This window comes from Comamonas sp. CAH-2, assembly GCF_009668305.1.
GTDB classification, from domain to species: Bacteria; Pseudomonadota; Gammaproteobacteria; order Burkholderiales; family Burkholderiaceae_C; genus Comamonas; species Comamonas aquatica.
On record NZ_VSWF01000001.1, the window covers coordinates 287526 to 302730 of the forward strand.

Annotated in this window: 11 protein-coding genes; 8 read left to right on the plus strand and 3 right to left on the minus strand. The window is 63.2% G+C overall.

Annotation, left to right across the window (positions count from 1 at the left end):
* Positions 1–37: 37 nt before the first annotated feature.
* Positions 38–2539, plus strand: a complete 2502-nt coding sequence (locus FYM52_RS01260) for a YgiQ family radical SAM protein (RefSeq protein WP_154162766.1) — start codon at positions 38–40, stop codon at positions 2537–2539.
* Positions 2540–2590: 51 nt separating this feature from the next.
* Here FYM52_RS01260 and FYM52_RS01265 read toward each other — a convergent pair whose 3' ends face one another.
* The 3 genes from FYM52_RS01265 to FYM52_RS01275 all read right to left on the minus strand — a co-directional run bounded on the left by FYM52_RS01265 (position 2591) and on the right by FYM52_RS01275 (position 7609).
* Complete coding sequence (locus FYM52_RS01265; RefSeq protein WP_154162767.1) at positions 2591–5023, minus strand: bifunctional diguanylate cyclase/phosphodiesterase; 2433 nt, start codon at positions 5021–5023, stop codon at positions 2591–2593.
* A gap of 260 nt (positions 5024–5283) precedes the next feature.
* Positions 5284–6195, minus strand: a complete 912-nt coding sequence (locus tag FYM52_RS01270) for a CoA transferase (RefSeq protein ID WP_154162768.1) — start codon at positions 6193–6195, stop codon at positions 5284–5286.
* A 217-nt stretch (positions 6196–6412) separates the two neighbouring features.
* Positions 6413–7609 carry an amino acid aminotransferase gene (locus tag FYM52_RS01275; RefSeq protein ID WP_154162769.1) on the minus strand — a complete coding sequence of 399 codons (1197 nt, stop codon included), beginning with the start codon at positions 7607–7609 and terminating at the stop codon, positions 6413–6415.
* Positions 7610–7723: 114 nt separating this feature from the next.
* Between FYM52_RS01275 and uvrB the strand changes: the two genes are divergently transcribed.
* From uvrB to hscA, 7 genes are all read left to right on the plus strand, one after another.
* Complete coding sequence (gene uvrB, locus FYM52_RS01280; protein WP_154162770.1) at positions 7724–9784, plus strand: excinuclease ABC subunit UvrB; 2061 nt, start codon at positions 7724–7726, stop codon at positions 9782–9784.
* A 245-nt stretch (positions 9785–10029) separates the two neighbouring features.
* Positions 10030–10566: a Fe-S cluster assembly transcriptional regulator IscR gene (gene iscR / locus FYM52_RS01285; RefSeq protein WP_042412774.1), complete on the plus strand. Its 537-nt coding sequence runs from the start codon at positions 10030–10032 to the stop codon at positions 10564–10566.
* 95 nt (positions 10567–10661) lie between these two features.
* Positions 10662–11882, plus strand: coding sequence for an IscS subfamily cysteine desulfurase (locus FYM52_RS01290; protein ID WP_154162771.1), 1221 nt, complete (start codon positions 10662–10664; stop codon positions 11880–11882).
* Positions 11883–11918: 36 nt separating this feature from the next.
* Complete coding sequence (iscU, locus tag FYM52_RS01295) at positions 11919–12320, plus strand: Fe-S cluster assembly scaffold IscU (RefSeq protein ID WP_043377907.1); 402 nt, start codon at positions 11919–11921, stop codon at positions 12318–12320.
* Between the two features lie 2 nt (positions 12321–12322).
* Positions 12323–12646, plus strand: a complete 324-nt coding sequence (gene iscA / locus FYM52_RS01300; protein WP_042412779.1) for an iron-sulfur cluster assembly protein IscA — start codon at positions 12323–12325, stop codon at positions 12644–12646.
* 74 nt (positions 12647–12720) lie between these two features.
* Positions 12721–13239 carry a Fe-S protein assembly co-chaperone HscB gene (gene hscB, locus FYM52_RS01305; RefSeq protein WP_154162772.1) on the plus strand — a complete coding sequence of 173 codons (519 nt, stop codon included), beginning with the start codon at positions 12721–12723 and terminating at the stop codon, positions 13237–13239.
* Between the two features lie 88 nt (positions 13240–13327).
* Complete coding sequence (hscA, locus tag FYM52_RS01310) at positions 13328–15199, plus strand: Fe-S protein assembly chaperone HscA (RefSeq protein ID WP_154162773.1); 1872 nt, start codon at positions 13328–13330, stop codon at positions 15197–15199.
* Positions 15200–15205 lie beyond the last annotated feature (6 nt).

Genomic DNA, 15205 nt, shown 5'->3' on the forward strand with positions numbered 1-15205 from the left:
CACTGGCGGGTTGAATTTTCCCGCACGAAATCCCTCGATGAACGCACCGATTGATGTTTCCTTTTTTCAGCGCGATGCCAAGCCGCTGACCAGCTATCGCCCGTACTGGGCGAAACGCTTTGGCACGGCCCCGTTTCTGCCGATGAGCCGGGCAGAGATGGATCAGCTGGGCTGGGACAGCTGCGACATCATCCTGGTGACCGGGGATGCCTACGTCGACCACCCCAGCTTCGGCATGGCGGTGATCGGGCGCGTGCTGGAAGCCCAGGGCTTCCGCGTGGGCATCATCGCCCAGCCCGACTGGCAGAGCGCCGAGGCCTTCAAGGCCCTGGGCAAGCCTAATCTGTTCTGGGGCGTGACGGCGGGGAACATGGATTCCATGATCAACCGCTACACGGCGGACCGCAAGATTCGCAGCGACGATGCCTACACCCCCGGCGACGTCGGCGGCAAGCGCCCGGACCGTGCGGCCATCGTCTACTGCCAGCGCTGCCGCGAGGCCTACAAGGATGTGCCCATCGTGCTGGGTGGCATCGAGGGTTCGCTGCGCCGCATTGCCCACTATGACTACTGGAGCGACAAGGTGCGCCGCTCCATCGTGGTGGACAGCAAGTGCGACATCCTGCTGTATGGCAACGCCGAGCGCGCCCTGGTCGAAGTGGCGCACCGCATTGCCCGGCGCGATCCGGTGGAAAGCATCACCGACGTGCGCGGCACGGCGTTCTTCCGCCGCAGCTCCGAAGACGGCTGGTTCGAGGTGGATTCCTCCGTGGTGGACGAGCCCGGTGTGGTCGAGCCCCATATCAATCCCTACATGACCACCAGCGAGCAGGCCGCGGCCCAGGGCCAGAGCTGCTCCAAGGAAGATGCTGCAAACGGTATAGCACCTAGCGCAGGCGCAGCGTGCGCGACAGGCCAAAATGCTGCTGAATCGGCGATGCCGGCCGTGCAGCCCATCCAGTTCATGCCCAACCTGTCGCTGCGCAGCAAGGCCAAGCAGCCTCCGCGCGACAAGACCGTGCTGCGCCTGCCTAGCTACGAGCAGGTCAAGAGCGATCCAATTCTGTACGCTCACGCCAACCGCGTGCTGCATCTGGAGACCAACCCCGGCAATGCCCGCGCCCTGGTGCAGGCCCACGGGGAGGGCGCGACGGCACGCGATGTGTGGCTGAATCCGCCGCCCATCCCGCTGAGCACGGCCGAGATGGACTGGGTGTTCGGCCTGCCGTACGCGCGTGGCCCGCACCCCAGCTATGCCGACGAGCACGGCAGCCACGAAGGCGCGACCAAGATCCCGGCCTGGGAGATGATCCGCACCTCGGTCAACATCATGCGTGGCTGCTTCGGCGGCTGCACCTTCTGCTCGATCACCGAGCACGAAGGCCGCATCATCCAGAGCCGTTCCGAAGATTCGATCATCCAGGAGATCGAGGACATCCGCGACAAGGTCAAGGGCTTCACCGGCACCATCTCCGACCTGGGCGGCCCCACCGCCAACATGTACCGCCTGGGCTGCTCCAGCCCCGAGATCGAGAAGCACTGCCGCAAGCCCAGCTGCGTGTTCCCCGGCATCTGTCCGAACCTGCACACCGACCACGGCCCGCTGATCAACATCTACCGCCGCGCGCGCAAGCTGCCGGGCATCAAGAAGATCCTGATCGGCTCGGGCCTGCGCTACGACCTGGCCGTCAAGTCGCCCGAATACGTGCGCGAGCTGGTGCAGCACCACGTGGGTGGTTACCTGAAGATCGCGCCCGAACACACCGAGTCCGGCCCGTTGTCCAAGATGATGAAGCCCGGCATCGGCAGCTACGACAAGTTCAAGCAGCTGTTCGAGAAGTACAGCGAAGAAGCGGGCAAGAAGCAGTTCCTGATCCCGTACTTCATCGCTGCCCACCCCGGCACCAGCGATGAGGACATGATGAACCTGGCCATCTGGCTGAAGAAGAACGGTTTCCGCGCCGACCAGGTGCAGACCTTCTACCCCAGCCCCATGGCCACGGCCACGGCCATGTACCACAGCGGCCGCAACACCTTGACCAAGGTACGCCGCGAAATGCGCGACCGGGACGAGGAAACCGTGGACATTGTGCGCGGTGAAAAGCGCCGCCGCCTGCACAAGGCCTTCCTGCGCTACCACGATCCGAACAACTGGCCGCTGCTGCGCGATGCGCTCAAGACCATGGGGCGTGCCGATCTGATCGGCAACGGCAAGCACCACCTGATTCCGACCTTCCAGCCCATGGTGGATGGCAGCTACCAGAGCGCGCGCAAGAAGAACAGCACGCCCTCGGCAGGCGGCAAGACCGGCCTGGGCTATACCACCAACCAGGATGGCAAGGCCGTGGCGCTGCGCCCGCGCAAGCAGGACGAGCACGCCCTGATGGAGCCCAAGAGCGATGTGCGCTTCCGCGGGTCCGAGGTGCGTGGCAACGCACCGCGTCCCGGCAAGCTGCTGACCCAGCACACTGGGCTGCCGCCGCGCCCCGGCGTCAAGCCACGCCCTGCGGCAGGGGGCAAACCCAAGCCCAAGCGCTGAAGGCGCTGACCCCAGAAGCCAGCGCCTGCGCTGGCTTTTTTGTGGGCGGCCTCAGTCGCGCGGTGCCGGGGTCGCGGTGGCCCGGCTGCGCTGCTGTGGGGCTTGGTGGGCGTGCTGGAAGTAGGTGGTGTCCAGCGGCACCGGGGTGGCGATGTAGTAGCCCTGGGCGTAGTCGATGCCCATGCTGCGCAGGGCGTCGAAGGTGGCCTGGTCGCCCACGAACTCGGCGACGGTGGATTTGCCCATGACGTGGCCGATGTGGCCGATGGCCTCCACCATGGCGAAGTTGCTGGGGTTCTTGAGCATGTCGCGCACGAAGCTGCCGTCGATCTTGAGGTAGTCCACGGGCAACTGTTGCAGGTACCGGAAGCTGGCCATGCCGGAGCCGAAATCGTCCAGCGAGAAGCGGCAACCGAGTTTGCGCAGCTCGGTGATCATGGCGATGGCGCTGTCCATGCTGGCGATGGCGCTGGTTTCGGTGATCTCAAAGCACAGCTTGTCGCCGGCGATGCCGAACTCCAGGATGCTTTGCCGGATGAACTCGGTGAGGTCGCTGTCCCCCAGGCTGGAGCCGGACAGGTTGATGGAGCAGGTGCGAATGTCGGCCCCTTGCGCCAGGTGCGTCTTGAGCAGTTGCAGGGCGTGCCGCACGACCCAGCGGTCAATCAGGTTCATCAGGTCGTAGCGCTCGGCGATCGGGATGAATTCGGACGGCGACAGCTGTTGCCCAGGGACATCGGACAGGCGCAGCAGCACTTCGAAGTGCACCCCCCCCTGGTCCTCGGGGTGCAGCGGGTAGACCGTCTGCGCAAACAGGGTGAACTTGTCTTCTTCCAGGCTGTTGCGCAGGCGTTGCACCCATTCCATGTCGCCCTGGTAGCGCTGGAAGGCGCGGTCATGCGGGTTGTAGACCGTGATGCGGTTGCGCCCGCTTTCCTTGGCGTGCTTGCAGGCGCTTTCTGCCATGCCCAGCAGGCTGGCCGGATCGCTGCTTTGCTGTGGGTCGATGTGCACCACGCCAATGCTGACGCCGGTGTGCAGGTTGTGCTGGCGCCACTGCACGTTGAGATTGTGGATGGACTGGCGCAAGCGCTCGGCAGACTGCATCGAGGCATGGGGCGGGCAGTGGGTCAGCAGCACGGCGAACTCGTCGCCGCCCACGCGCGCCAGCACATCGCTTTCGCGCAGCACCAGGCGCAGTTGCTGGCAGACCTGGCGCAGGATCTCGTCGCCCGCTGCGTGGCCGTAGCTGGCGTTGATCATCTTGAAGTGGTCCAGGTTCAGGTGCAGCAGGCTCGCCTGGTGCTTGCCCAGCACCTGCTGCAGGTATTTCTCGAAGGTGGCGCGGTTGTCCAGGCCGGTCAGCAGGTCGTGGCTTTGCTGCCATTGCAGCATGCGCATGTAGTTCTGCTCCTGCGAGACATCGTGCAGCACCACCACGGTGCCGGAATTTTCACCATCCAGCGTGGTGGCGCTGACGTGGACGGCCACGTTGTCGCCCGAGGTGCGGCGGATCCAGTGCACGCTGTCGTCGCGGCGTGGGGCCATTCCCGGCTGTTTGGGGCCTGCCAGGTGTTTGACCAGCACCTCGGTGGCAAACGGCAGGATGGTCTGGATGTCCTGGCCCAGCAGATGGCCTTGCGACAGGTCCAGCAGCCGCGATGCGGAGGGGTTGGCGTAGCGGATGCGGTGCTGCTCGTCCAAATTCAGCACGCCGTCGCCCAAGGCGGCCAGGGTGGTGCTGCTGCGCTGGCGCTCGGTCTCCAGCTTGCTGCTGGTTTTGCGGTTTTCGACAATCGCTTTCTGGATGGCGAGCCAGTGCATGGTGCACAGCAAGGCGGCGGTGAAGATGTTCACAAAGATCAGCAGCCATTCCAGATCGCGGGCATTGCTGGCCAGCGTTGCGTTGAATTTCTTGGCCAGCGGGACCACGGTGGTGCTGATGTTGTTGATTTCTTCGTGCCAGGATGCAATCGTCTGCTCTGTCACCGGGCGCCCTGAGTTGCGGTGGTTGTAGATGTCCTTGCCCAACTGGTTGAGGGCTTGCACATGGGCATCGCCGCTGCGCCAGATTGTCAGCGTGGGTGCCAGCACGTCCAGGGTCCACACCCAGGGCAGGGCATACAAGAGTGTGTCGACGTCGTCCGGGTGGTTTTCTCCCTGCAGCAAGCCGGTGCGGATGCGCGTGCTGTGGCGGTCGCCTTCGTCCAGTGCTTCACGCGCCTGGCCGACGCCCAGCGGTGTCGTCAGCGCATCCTGGAAATCCAGAAAATCCTGGGTATTGCCAGTTTCTGCGTACTGGTTGAGGTGCAAGGCTGCCGCGTTGAATCCTTTGCTCCACAGGCTCTCGCCACCCACAACGACGCGCACCGAGGTCATCAGCACGATGCTGATGCAGGCCACCAGCAATTGGACGCCAACAGCGGTGATGAAGAGCCAGCGTCGCCGGGTGTAGGCTTTGCTGGCAGAGGTCTGGCTTGGCATCAAGCGTACTCCTCGCAGTGGAAGGCCAGGGACGCACGGCGCCCGCTGCCAGCTTGGGCCGGCAGATGGGGGGCTGGTGCATGGCCTCCAGGCAGAAACCTGCCATGGTGGATCGTGCGATGGTCATTGCTCGGCACTGGAAACTCCAGGGTGGGGGCCGATCCCAATGCGGGTCAGGCCACAGGGCGATGGAGATAGTTCGTTGCTTGCGCAAAGGCTCAGGTCATAGGTTCAAATCAATGCCTCCTGATTGACAAAGATTATTTGTCTCGGACTGGAATTACATGTAGGGGGATGTCGCTTTGTGCTGCCATCGCTGCCAGCTGTTCGCAGCGCTGCAGCGCGAAAAAGCGCTCCAGTGCGGCGTGGGAGCCGCTGTGGTGCATGCTGGACAGGCTGCCGTCGCGCTGCACCAGCCCGGCCACCTGGGCGATGCGCTGGGCAAAGTGTGGCTCCAACGCCGCCAGTGCGACCCAGCCGTCGGCACAAGGGTACATGCGGTAGCCGGCGTGGGCACCGCCGACATCACCGCCCGGCGTGGTCATGCCCCAGTGGCGCGGCAGCGCCAGCCATTGCGCGGCCTGGGCCAGGCCGACATCCAGACAGTGGCCGTGGCCGCTGCGGCTGCGCTGCAGCAGGGTTTGCAGCACGGCCTCGCTGCCCATGACGGCGCCGGCCATGTCGGCGAACAGGCTGGCGGGCAGGTGGCCGTCATCGGTCAGGCCAGCCTGGGCCTGGTAGGTCAGGTCGTGCCCGGCGTGGTTGGCTTCGTCGGGGTCGGTGCTGCCGAAGATGCGCACCATGCACAGTCGTGGATGGCGGGTGTGCAGGCTCTCCCAGGACAGCCCCAGCTTGTACAGGGCAGCGGGGCGGAAGGAGGTGAGCAGCACGTCGGTCTGCGCCAGCGCCTGGTGCAGCGTGGCTTGGCCGGCGGTGCTTTTCAGGTCCGCGTGCAGGACCTGCATGCCGGCATGCAACTGGGCGTAGGCCGCGGGGCTGTAGCTGTGCATGGGGTCGGCGCTGGGTTGGGGCGGTGTGGTGGGGGGCTCCAGCTTGGTGCAGTGCGCACCCATGTCGCGGCAGCGCATGAGGGCGGCGGGGCCGGGCAGGTTCAGCGCCAGGCTCAGGATGTGGGTGCCGCTGAGCGGCTGCAGGGTCGGTGTGGTGTGCATGCCGGTTTTGTAAACCAGCGCAGCGTTCAGGGTTGACGCCTGGGCGTCGATTCGTGGTTTTGATAGCTGCTGGCGCTGGTCAACACAAGGTTTCAGACGCTAAACATAAGAAATACCTTGTGCGATCAGCGCAACCAGCTACGTATTTTGAATACTCCTGCCATCAAAAAAGCCACCCGCAGGTGGCTTTTTGCGTGGACAGCGCGGTCCCTTTTCCTTAGATCACGGCGGCAATCGACTTGCAGACGTGTTCAATGTTCTTGCTGTTCAGCGCGGCCACGCACATGCGGCCGGTGTCGGTGCCGTACACGCCGAATTCGGAGCGCAGGCGCACCATCTGGTCCTTGGACAGGCCGGAGTACGAGAACATGCCGATCTGGGTGGTGATGAAGGACATGTCCTGGGTCACGCCGGCGGCCTTCAGGCCGTCCACCAGCTTCTGGCGCATTTCCTTGATGCGCACGCGCATTTCGGCCAGCTCCTTTTCCCACAGGGCGCGCAGCTCGGGGTTGTTCAGCACGGCAGCCACGACCGCGCCACCGTGGGTGGGTGGGTTGGAGTAGTTGGTGCGGATGACGATCTTCAGCTGCGACAGCACGCGCGCGGCTTCTTCCTTGTCGTTGGCGACCACGGACAGGGCGCCCACGCGCTCGCCGTACAGGCTGAAGCTCTTGGAGAAGGAGGTGGACACGAAGATGTTCAGGCCGGCGGCCACGAACTTGCCGATCACGGCGCCGTCTTCGGCGATGCCGTGGCCAAAGCCTTGGTAGGCCATGTCCAGGAAGGCGACCAGGCCCTTGGCCTTGACGACGGCGATCACTTGATCCCACTGGGCGGCGGTGATGTCGTAGCCGGTGGGGTTGTGGCAGCAGGCGTGCAGCACCACAATGGTGCCGGCGGCGGCGGCGTTCAGGTCGGCCAGCATGCCGGCGAAGTCGACCGAGCGGGTGGCGGCGTCGTAGTAGGCATAGGTGCCGACTTCAAAGCCCGCGTTGGTGAAGATGGCCTTGTGGTTTTCCCAGCTGGGGTTGGAGATCAGCACCTTGGCGTTGGGGCTGATCTTCTTCAGGAAGTCGGCGCCGATCTTCAGGCCGCCCGTGCCGCCAATCGCTTGCACGGTGGAGACACGGCCGGAGGTGACCACGTCGGAGTCGGCACCGAACACCAGGCCCTTGACGGCGTTGTCGTAGGCCGCAATACCGTCGATGGGCAGGTAGCCGCGCGCGGCAGGCTTGTCCATCATGGCCTTTTCCGCGGCCTGTACGCATTGCAGCAGGGGCAGCTTGCCGTTGTCGTCGAAGTACACGCCCACGCCCAGATTGACCTTGTTGGGGTTGGTGTCGGCGGCAAATTGATCGTTCAGACCCAGGATGGGGTCGCGGGGGGCCATTTCGACGGCGGTAAACAGAGACATGAATCGTCCTTGAGGGGTAGATATAACGCTAAAGGCCCCCACCTGATGGGTTAGGCTCGAGGGTTAACTCGGCATTTTACTCCCGAGGGCGCCATGCGCGCCGGACATAACGCTATGCAAGAATCCATCAGCACCGCTGCGCCAGAAGGCACTTTTGCCCACTTTGACGGCTCGCCGTTCGAGTTGTTCCAGCCGTATCCGCCGGCGGGCGACCAGCCGTCGGCGATCGCCAAGCTGGTGGAGGGGGTGCAGGATGGTGAGGCCTTCCAGACACTGTTGGGCGTGACGGGCTCGGGCAAGACCTTCACCATGGCCAACGTGATCGCGCGCCTGGGGCGGCCCGCCATCATCTTTGCGCCGAACAAGACCCTGGCGGCGCAGCTGTACAGCGAATTCCGCGAGTTCTTTCCCAAGAACGCGGTGGAGTACTTCGTCAGCTACTACGACTACTACCAGCCCGAGGCCTATGTGCCGCAGCGCGACCTGTTCATCGAAAAAGACAGTGCCATCAACGAGCACATCGAGCAGATGCGCCTGTCGTGCACCAAGAGCCTGATGGAGCGGCGCGACGTGGTCATCGTCGCCACGGTGTCGGCCATCTACGGCATTGGCGAGCCCGAGAGCTACCACCAGATGATCATGACGGTGCGCACTGGTGATCGCATGAACCAGCGCGATGTCATCGCCCAGCTGATCCGCATGCAGTACCAACGCAACGACCAGGATTTCTCGCGCGGCACGTTCCGCGTGCGCGGCGACACCATCGACGTGTTTCCGGCGGAAAACTCCGAGCTGGCGCTGCGCATCGAGCTGTTTGATGACGAAGTGGACAGCCTGCAGTTGTTTGACCCGCTGACCGGGCGCATTCGCCAGAGCATTCCGCGCTTTACCGTGTACCCCAGCAGCCACTACGTCACGCCGCGCGACAAGGTATTGGCGGCCGTCGAGACCATCAAGGAAGAGTTGCGCGAGCGCAGCAAGCAACTGGTGGACATGGGTAAGTTGGTGGAGGCGCAGCGCCTGGAGCAGCGCACCCGCTTTGACCTGGAGATGCTGAGCGAGGTGGGGCACTGCAAGGGCATTGAGAACTACACGCGCCACCTGTCCGGGGCGGCACCCGGTGAGCCGCCGAGCACGCTGACCGACTACTTGCCCAAGGACGCGCTGATGTTCCTGGACGAGAGCCACCAGATGATCGGCCAGCTCAACGCCATGTACAACGGCGACAAGCAGCGCAAGACCACGCTGGTGGAGTATGGCTTTCGCCTGCCGTCGGCGCTGGACAACCGGCCGCTCAAGTTCGAGGAGTTTGAACAGCGCATGCGCCAGGTGATCTTTGTCTCGGCCACGCCCGCGGATTACGAAAAGACCCATGCCGGGCAGGTGGTGGATCAGGTCGTGCGCCCCACGGGACTGGTGGATCCCGAGATCGAGGTGCGGCCCGCCACCCACCAGGTGGACGATGTGCTGCAGGAAATCCGACTGCGCGAGCAGCGCGGGCAGCGGGTGCTGATCACCACGCTGACCAAGCGCATGGCCGAGCAGTTGACCGACTACCTGACCGAAAACGGCGTGCGGGTGCGCTACCTGCACTCGGACATCGACACCGTGGAGCGCGTGGAGATCATTCGTGACCTGCGCCTGGGGGTGTTCGACGTGCTGGTTGGCATCAACCTGCTGCGCGAGGGGCTGGACATTCCCGAGGTGTCGCTGGTGGCCATTTTGGATGCCGACAAGGAGGGTTTCCTGCGGGCCGAGCGCAGCCTGATCCAGACAATTGGCCGCGCGGCACGCAACCTGCATGGCAAGGCCATCCTGTACGCCGACCGCATCACCGACTCCATGCGCAAGGCCATCGATGAAACCGAGCGCCGCCGCGCCAAACAGATCGCTTACAACGAAGCGCACGGGATTCAGCCACAGGCAATTGTCAAGAGGGTGAAAGACCTGATTGATGGGGTCTATAGCGAAAAGAGTGGCCGTGCGGCCGACGACCAGGCGCGGGCCCTGGTGCGCCACGAAGCCGAGGCCGTGATGTCGGAGGCCGACCTAGCGAAGGCCATCAAGAAGCTAGAAAAGGACATGCTGGCGCATGCCAAGAACCTGGAGTTTGAGGCTGCAGCACGTCTGCGGGACCAGCTGGCCGTGCTCAAGCAGAAACTGTTTGGGGCTTGATTTTCAACACTTTTTTCTCCTTGATAGCTTGCGTTGATGACGTTGATTGGCGGTATCCGACAAAATTGATGGGGTTTCTGGTATACTTCGGGTTATCACTCAACAACAACAAAAGACTTCTTAGGAGAAGGGCTCTGCGCCTGCTGGTTACGGGCAGGGCGCTGGAGTAAGGGCGGAGACGGTATCAGTCCGATTGACCGCGATTGATGTTTCTGTAACTAACAGCCTGACTGAAGGAGCTCACGATGCGTCTCACAACAAAAGGCCGCTTTGCGGTCACCGCCATGATCGATCTGGCACTGCGCCAGAACAATGGTCCTGTCACGCTGGCTGCCATCAGTCAGCGCCAGCAAATTTCCCTGTCGTACCTGGAGCAGCTGTTCGGCAAGCTGCGTCGTCATGAGCTGGTGGAATCCACCCGTGGCCCTGGTGGTGGCTACACCCTGGCTCGCAAGGCTGCAGAAATCACGGTGGCTGACATCATCGTGTCGGTAGACGAACCCATCGATGCCACCCAGTGTGGTGGCAAAGAAAACTGTATGGGTGAGGCCGGTCGCTGCATGACCCACGAGCTGTGGTCTGCGCTGAACCAGCGCATGGTGGAGTTTCTGGACTCTGTGACGCTGCAGAAGCTGGTTGATGAACAGTTGGCCAAGGGAATCCAGATCGAGGACAAGCCCGTGGTGCGTCGCGCTATCTCGACCGCACCCGTGGTCAAGCCGATCCGCGTGAATGCCCCCAACTCGGTGTTCGCACTGGGCAACGTATTCGCCAAATCTTGATGGTGTGATCGGCCCGCCGGGTGCGCTCGGCAGGCAAGGACAAGTTTTCAATCGGCAACCCCGGCGTTGCCAGACAGATATCAGTAGAGCCAGCCATGGACATGACCCCACATTTCCCCATCTACCTTGACTACGGTGCGACCACACCTTGCGATCCGCGCGTGGTGGACGCCATGATCCCATGGCTGCGTGAGCACTTTGGCAATGCTGCATCGCGCAGCCACGCCTGGGGTTGGGAAGCGGAGGAAGCGATTGAAAAGGCCCGCACCCAGGTGGCGGAGCTGATCAATGCCGACCCCCGTGAAATCGTGTGGACCAGTGGTGCCACCGAATCTGACAACTTGGCGATCAAGGGTGCCGCGCACTTCTACCAAGGCAAGGGCAAGCACCTGGTCACCGTGAAGACCGAGCACAAGGCCGTGCTGGACACCATGCGTGAGCTGGAGCGTCAGGGCTTCGAGGTGACCTACCTCGACGTGCAGGAAAACGGCCTGTTGGATCTGGATGTGTTCAAGGCAGCCATCCGTCCCGACACCATCCTGGTGAGTGTGATGGCCGTGAACAACGAGATCGGCGTGATCCAGGACCTGAACACGATCGGCAATCTGTGCCGTGAGAAGGGCATCATTTTCCACGTGGATGCTGCACAGGCCACGGGCAAGATGCCGCTGGACATGCAGACCATGCCGATTGACCTGATGAGCCTGGCTTCGCACAAGTCCTATGGACCCAAGGGCATTGGTGCGCTGTACGTGCGCCGCAAGCCCCGCGTGCGCCTGGAGGCCCAGATGCACGGTGGCGGCCATGAGCGCGGCATGCGTTCGGGCACCCTGCCCACGCACCAGATCGTGGGCATGGGTGAAGCCTTCCGCATCGCCAAGGAAGAAATGCAGCAGGACTTCGACCACGCCAAGCGCCTGCAGCAGCGCCTGCTGGAAGGTCTGAAGGACATCGAGCAGGTGTTCGTGAACGGGGACATGGAGCACCGCGTGCCCCACAACCTGAACATCAGCTTCAACTACGTCGAAGGTGAGTCCCTGATCATGGGTATCAAGGGCCTGGCCGTTTCCTCGGGTTCGGCATGTACCTCGGCCAGCCTGGAGCCCAGCTATGTCCTGCGCGCCCTGGGGCGCAGCGATGAGTTGGCACACAGCTCGCTGCGCATGACCATCGGCCGCTTCACCACCGAGGAAGAGATCGATTACGCGATTGCGACCATCCGCAAGAACGTAGAGAAGCTGCGCGAATTGAGCCCGCTGTGGGAAATGTACAAGGACGGTGTGGACCTGAGCACCATCCAGTGGGCTGCGCACTGAGCCGTCACATAGATTGAATTTGAAGAGGTAGACATCATGGCTTACTCCGACAAGGTCATTGACCACTACGAAAATCCCCGCAACGTTGGCTCGTTTGAAAAAGGCGATGACAGCGTGGGTACCGGCATGGTGGGTGCGCCCGCCTGCGGTGACGTGATGAAGCTGCAGATCAAGGTCAACCCTGAAACGGGCGTGATCGAAGATGCGCGCTTCAAGACCTATGGTTGCGGCTCGGCGATTGCCTCGTCCTCCCTGGTGACAGAGTGGGTGAAGGGCAAGACGCTGGACGAAGCGGCTGCGCTGAAGAACAGCATGATCGCTGAGGAGCTGGCATTGCCCCCCGTGAAGGTGCATTGCTCCATCCTGGCGGAAGATGCCATCAAGGCTGCGGTCGACGACTACCGCGCCAAGCACAGCGAAACTGCCTCGGCTGCATAACCATGGCTGTCACGCTGACGGATGCTGCTGCACGCCACGTGGGGCGTTACCTCACCAAGCGTGGCAAGGGGATCGGGGTGCGTCTGGGGGTCAAGACCACCGGTTGCTCCGGTCTGGCTTACAAGCTGGAGTACGTGGACGCGCCCGAACCTGAAGATGTGGTGTTCGAAAGCCATGGCATCAAGGTGATGATCGATCCCAAGAGCCTGGCGTACATCGACGGCACGGAGCTGGACTTCGTGCGCGAAGGTTTGAACGAGGGCTTCAAGTTTCACAACCCCAATGAGCGTGATCGCTGTGGCTGTGGAGAAAGCTTCCGGATCTGATTGCTGAAGGGCGGTTGTGCTGCCCCTGATTTTTCAAACCGCCATTGCAGCAGTGCTGGCGGTTTTTTATTGACATGAACCTTCAGTCTGACGATTTCGAATTGATGGGCTTGCCCCGGCAGTTTGCGCTGGACCGCGCGGTGCTGGACGAGCGCTGGAAAGAGCTGCAAAAGCAGACCCACCCCGACCGCTTTGCCGGTGAAGGCGGTGTGGCGCAGCGGGTGGCCATGCAATGGTCGGTGCGCATCAATGAGGCCTACCAGCGGCTGAAACACCCGCTCAAGCGCGCGGCCTATCTGTGCGAATTGTTTGGCGTGCCTGTGCGTGCCGAGGACAACACAGCGATGCCTGCGGCATTCCTGATGCAGCAGATGGAGTGGCGCGAGGCGCTGGAAGACGCCGACTCCGAAGCGGATGTGGATGCTTTGGCCGATGAGGTCATGCTGGTCAAGCGTCAGATGCTTCAAAATTGTGAGCGTCTGCTGGCGTCGCCGGAGGGGGCGGCACAGGCCGTACAGGTGGTGAGATCCCTCATGTTTGTTGAGCGCTTTGCGCAAGACATCGAACGCCGCCGCGAGCAACTGGAACAATAACCCAGTCGTTGCATGCAACGTCGCGTCCAGCACACCCCGGTGCGGGCGTCCAGAGCGGAGCATTCCGTTCACACAGAGACTGATGAACATGGCTTTATTGCAAATCTCCGAACCCGGTCAATCGCCCAATCCTCACCAGCGCCGTATCGCGGTGGGGATCGACCTGGGTACGACCCATTCCCTGGTGGCCTCGGTGCGCAACGGCGTGGCCGAGTGCCTGCCGGATGACCAAGGGCGGGTGTTGCTGCCATCCGTGGTGCGCTATGCCCCCGAGGGCAAGCGCCAGATTGGCTACGAGGCGCGTGGACACGAAGTGGAGGATGCGCCCAACACCATCGTGTCGGTCAAGCGCTTCATGGGTCGCAGCCTGTCCGACCTGGGAGCGCAGGTGCAGCAACTGCCCTACACCTTCGAGCCGCAGGCCGAGCAGGGCATGGTCAGCCTGCAGACCCGCGCTGGCACCAAGAGCCCCGTGGAAATCAGTGCCGAAATCCTGGCCACGCTGCGTTACCGCGCGGAAGACACGTTCAACGACGACCTCTACGGCGCGGTCATCACCGTGCCCGCGTACTTCGACGATGCGCAACGCCAGGCCACCAAGGATGCGGCCAAGCTGGCGGGTCTGAACCTGCTGCGCCTGATCAACGAACCCACGGCGGCAGCGATTGCCTACGGCCTGGACAACGCCAGCGAAGGCACCTACGCCGTGTACGACCTGGGTGGCGGCACCTTTGACATTTCCGTGCTGCGCCTGACCCAGGGCGTGTTCGAGGTGATCTCCACCGGCGGCGACTCGGCCCTGGGCGGCGATGACTACGACGCGGCCCTGACCCAGTGGGTGTTGGCACAGACCGGGGTGCAGGCGCAGTCGGCAGAGGACTGGGCGGCCCTGCGGGTGGCGGCCAAGGCCTGCAAGGAGCGCCTGACGGATGTGGAGCACACCGAATTCGCTGTGCAGTTGCCCAGTGGCGCGGCCCTCCAGCAGGCGGTGGCGCGCTCGGATTTCGCGCAGGCGACCGAGCACCTGACCAAGCGCTCGCTGCAGGCGGTGCGCCGGGCGCTGCGCGATGCTGAGTTGACGGTGGAGGACGTGCAGGGCGTGGTCATGGTGGGTGGTTCGACCCGCATGCCCCAGGTGCAGGAGGCCGTGGCCCAGCTGTTTGGCAAGCAGCCCCTGACCAACCTGAATCCGGATGAGGTGGTGGCCTTGGGTGCTGCCATCCAGGCCAACCAGCTGGCGGGCAACAATGCCGCGGGTGAATTGCTGCTGCTGGATGTGATCCCGCTGTCGCTGGGTGTGGAAACCATGGGGGGGCTGGTCGAGCGCATCATTGCGCGCAACGAAACCATTCCCACGGCGCGCGCCCAGGACTTCACGACCTACAAGGACGGGCAGACCGCCATGGCCATCCACGTGGTGCAGGGCGAGCGTGATCTGGTGCAGGACTGCCGCAGCCTGGCGCGTTTCGAGCTGCGCGGCATTCCGCCGATGGCGGCGGGTGCTGCACGCATCCGTGTGAGTTTCACGGTGGATGCCGACGGCCTGCTGTCCGTGCATGCCAAGGAACAGGTCAGTGGCGTGGAAGCCCAGGTGGCCGTCAAGCCATCCTATGGCCTGTCGGATGACCAGGTGGCACGCATGCTGCAGGAAGGCTTCAGCACCGCCCAGGAAGACATGCAGGCCCGTGCCCTGGTCGAGGCGCGCGTGGATGCCGATCGCATGCTGCTGGCAACCCAGAGTGCGCTGGCTGCCGATGGTGATCTGCTGTCGCCGGCACAGCGTGGTGAAATCACGGCCTTGATGGATGCGCTGCGTGCCACGGTGACCGCGGCCGATGTGGCGGTGATCGAGGCGGCCACGCAAGCCCTGGCCAAAGGCACGGAAGCTTTTGCGGCCGAGCGCATGAACCGCGGCATTCGCGATGCGCTGGCTGGCAAGAACGTCCAATCTCTTACTTGATTCATA

What these genes read in the sequence shown, in the direction of transcription:
- hscB (WP_154162772.1), top strand. Translation starts at nt 12,721, where the DNA reads ATGAACCTTCAGTCTGACGATTTCGAATTGATGGGCTTGCCCCGGCAG.
- iscR (WP_042412774.1), top strand. Translation starts at nt 10,030, where the DNA reads ATGCGTCTCACAACAAAAGGCCGCTTTGCGGTCACCGCCATGATCGAT.
- iscA (WP_042412779.1), top strand. Translation starts at nt 12,323, where the DNA reads ATGGCTGTCACGCTGACGGATGCTGCTGCACGCCACGTGGGGCGTTAC.
- FYM52_RS01270 (WP_154162768.1), bottom strand. Translation starts at nt 6,195, where the DNA reads ATGCACACCACACCGACCCTGCAGCCGCTCAGCGGCACCCACATCCTG.
- FYM52_RS01275 (WP_154162769.1), bottom strand. Translation starts at nt 7,609, where the DNA reads ATGTCTCTGTTTACCGCCGTCGAAATGGCCCCCCGCGACCCCATCCTG.
- FYM52_RS01290 (WP_154162771.1), top strand. Translation starts at nt 10,662, where the DNA reads ATGGACATGACCCCACATTTCCCCATCTACCTTGACTACGGTGCGACC.
- uvrB (WP_154162770.1), top strand. Translation starts at nt 7,724, where the DNA reads ATGCAAGAATCCATCAGCACCGCTGCGCCAGAAGGCACTTTTGCCCAC.
- FYM52_RS01265 (WP_154162767.1), bottom strand. Translation starts at nt 5,023, where the DNA reads ATGCCAAGCCAGACCTCTGCCAGCAAAGCCTACACCCGGCGACGCTGG.
- FYM52_RS01260 (WP_154162766.1), top strand. Translation starts at nt 38, where the DNA reads ATGAACGCACCGATTGATGTTTCCTTTTTTCAGCGCGATGCCAAGCCG.
- hscA (WP_154162773.1), top strand. Translation starts at nt 13,328, where the DNA reads ATGGCTTTATTGCAAATCTCCGAACCCGGTCAATCGCCCAATCCTCAC.
- iscU (WP_043377907.1), top strand. Translation starts at nt 11,919, where the DNA reads ATGGCTTACTCCGACAAGGTCATTGACCACTACGAAAATCCCCGCAAC.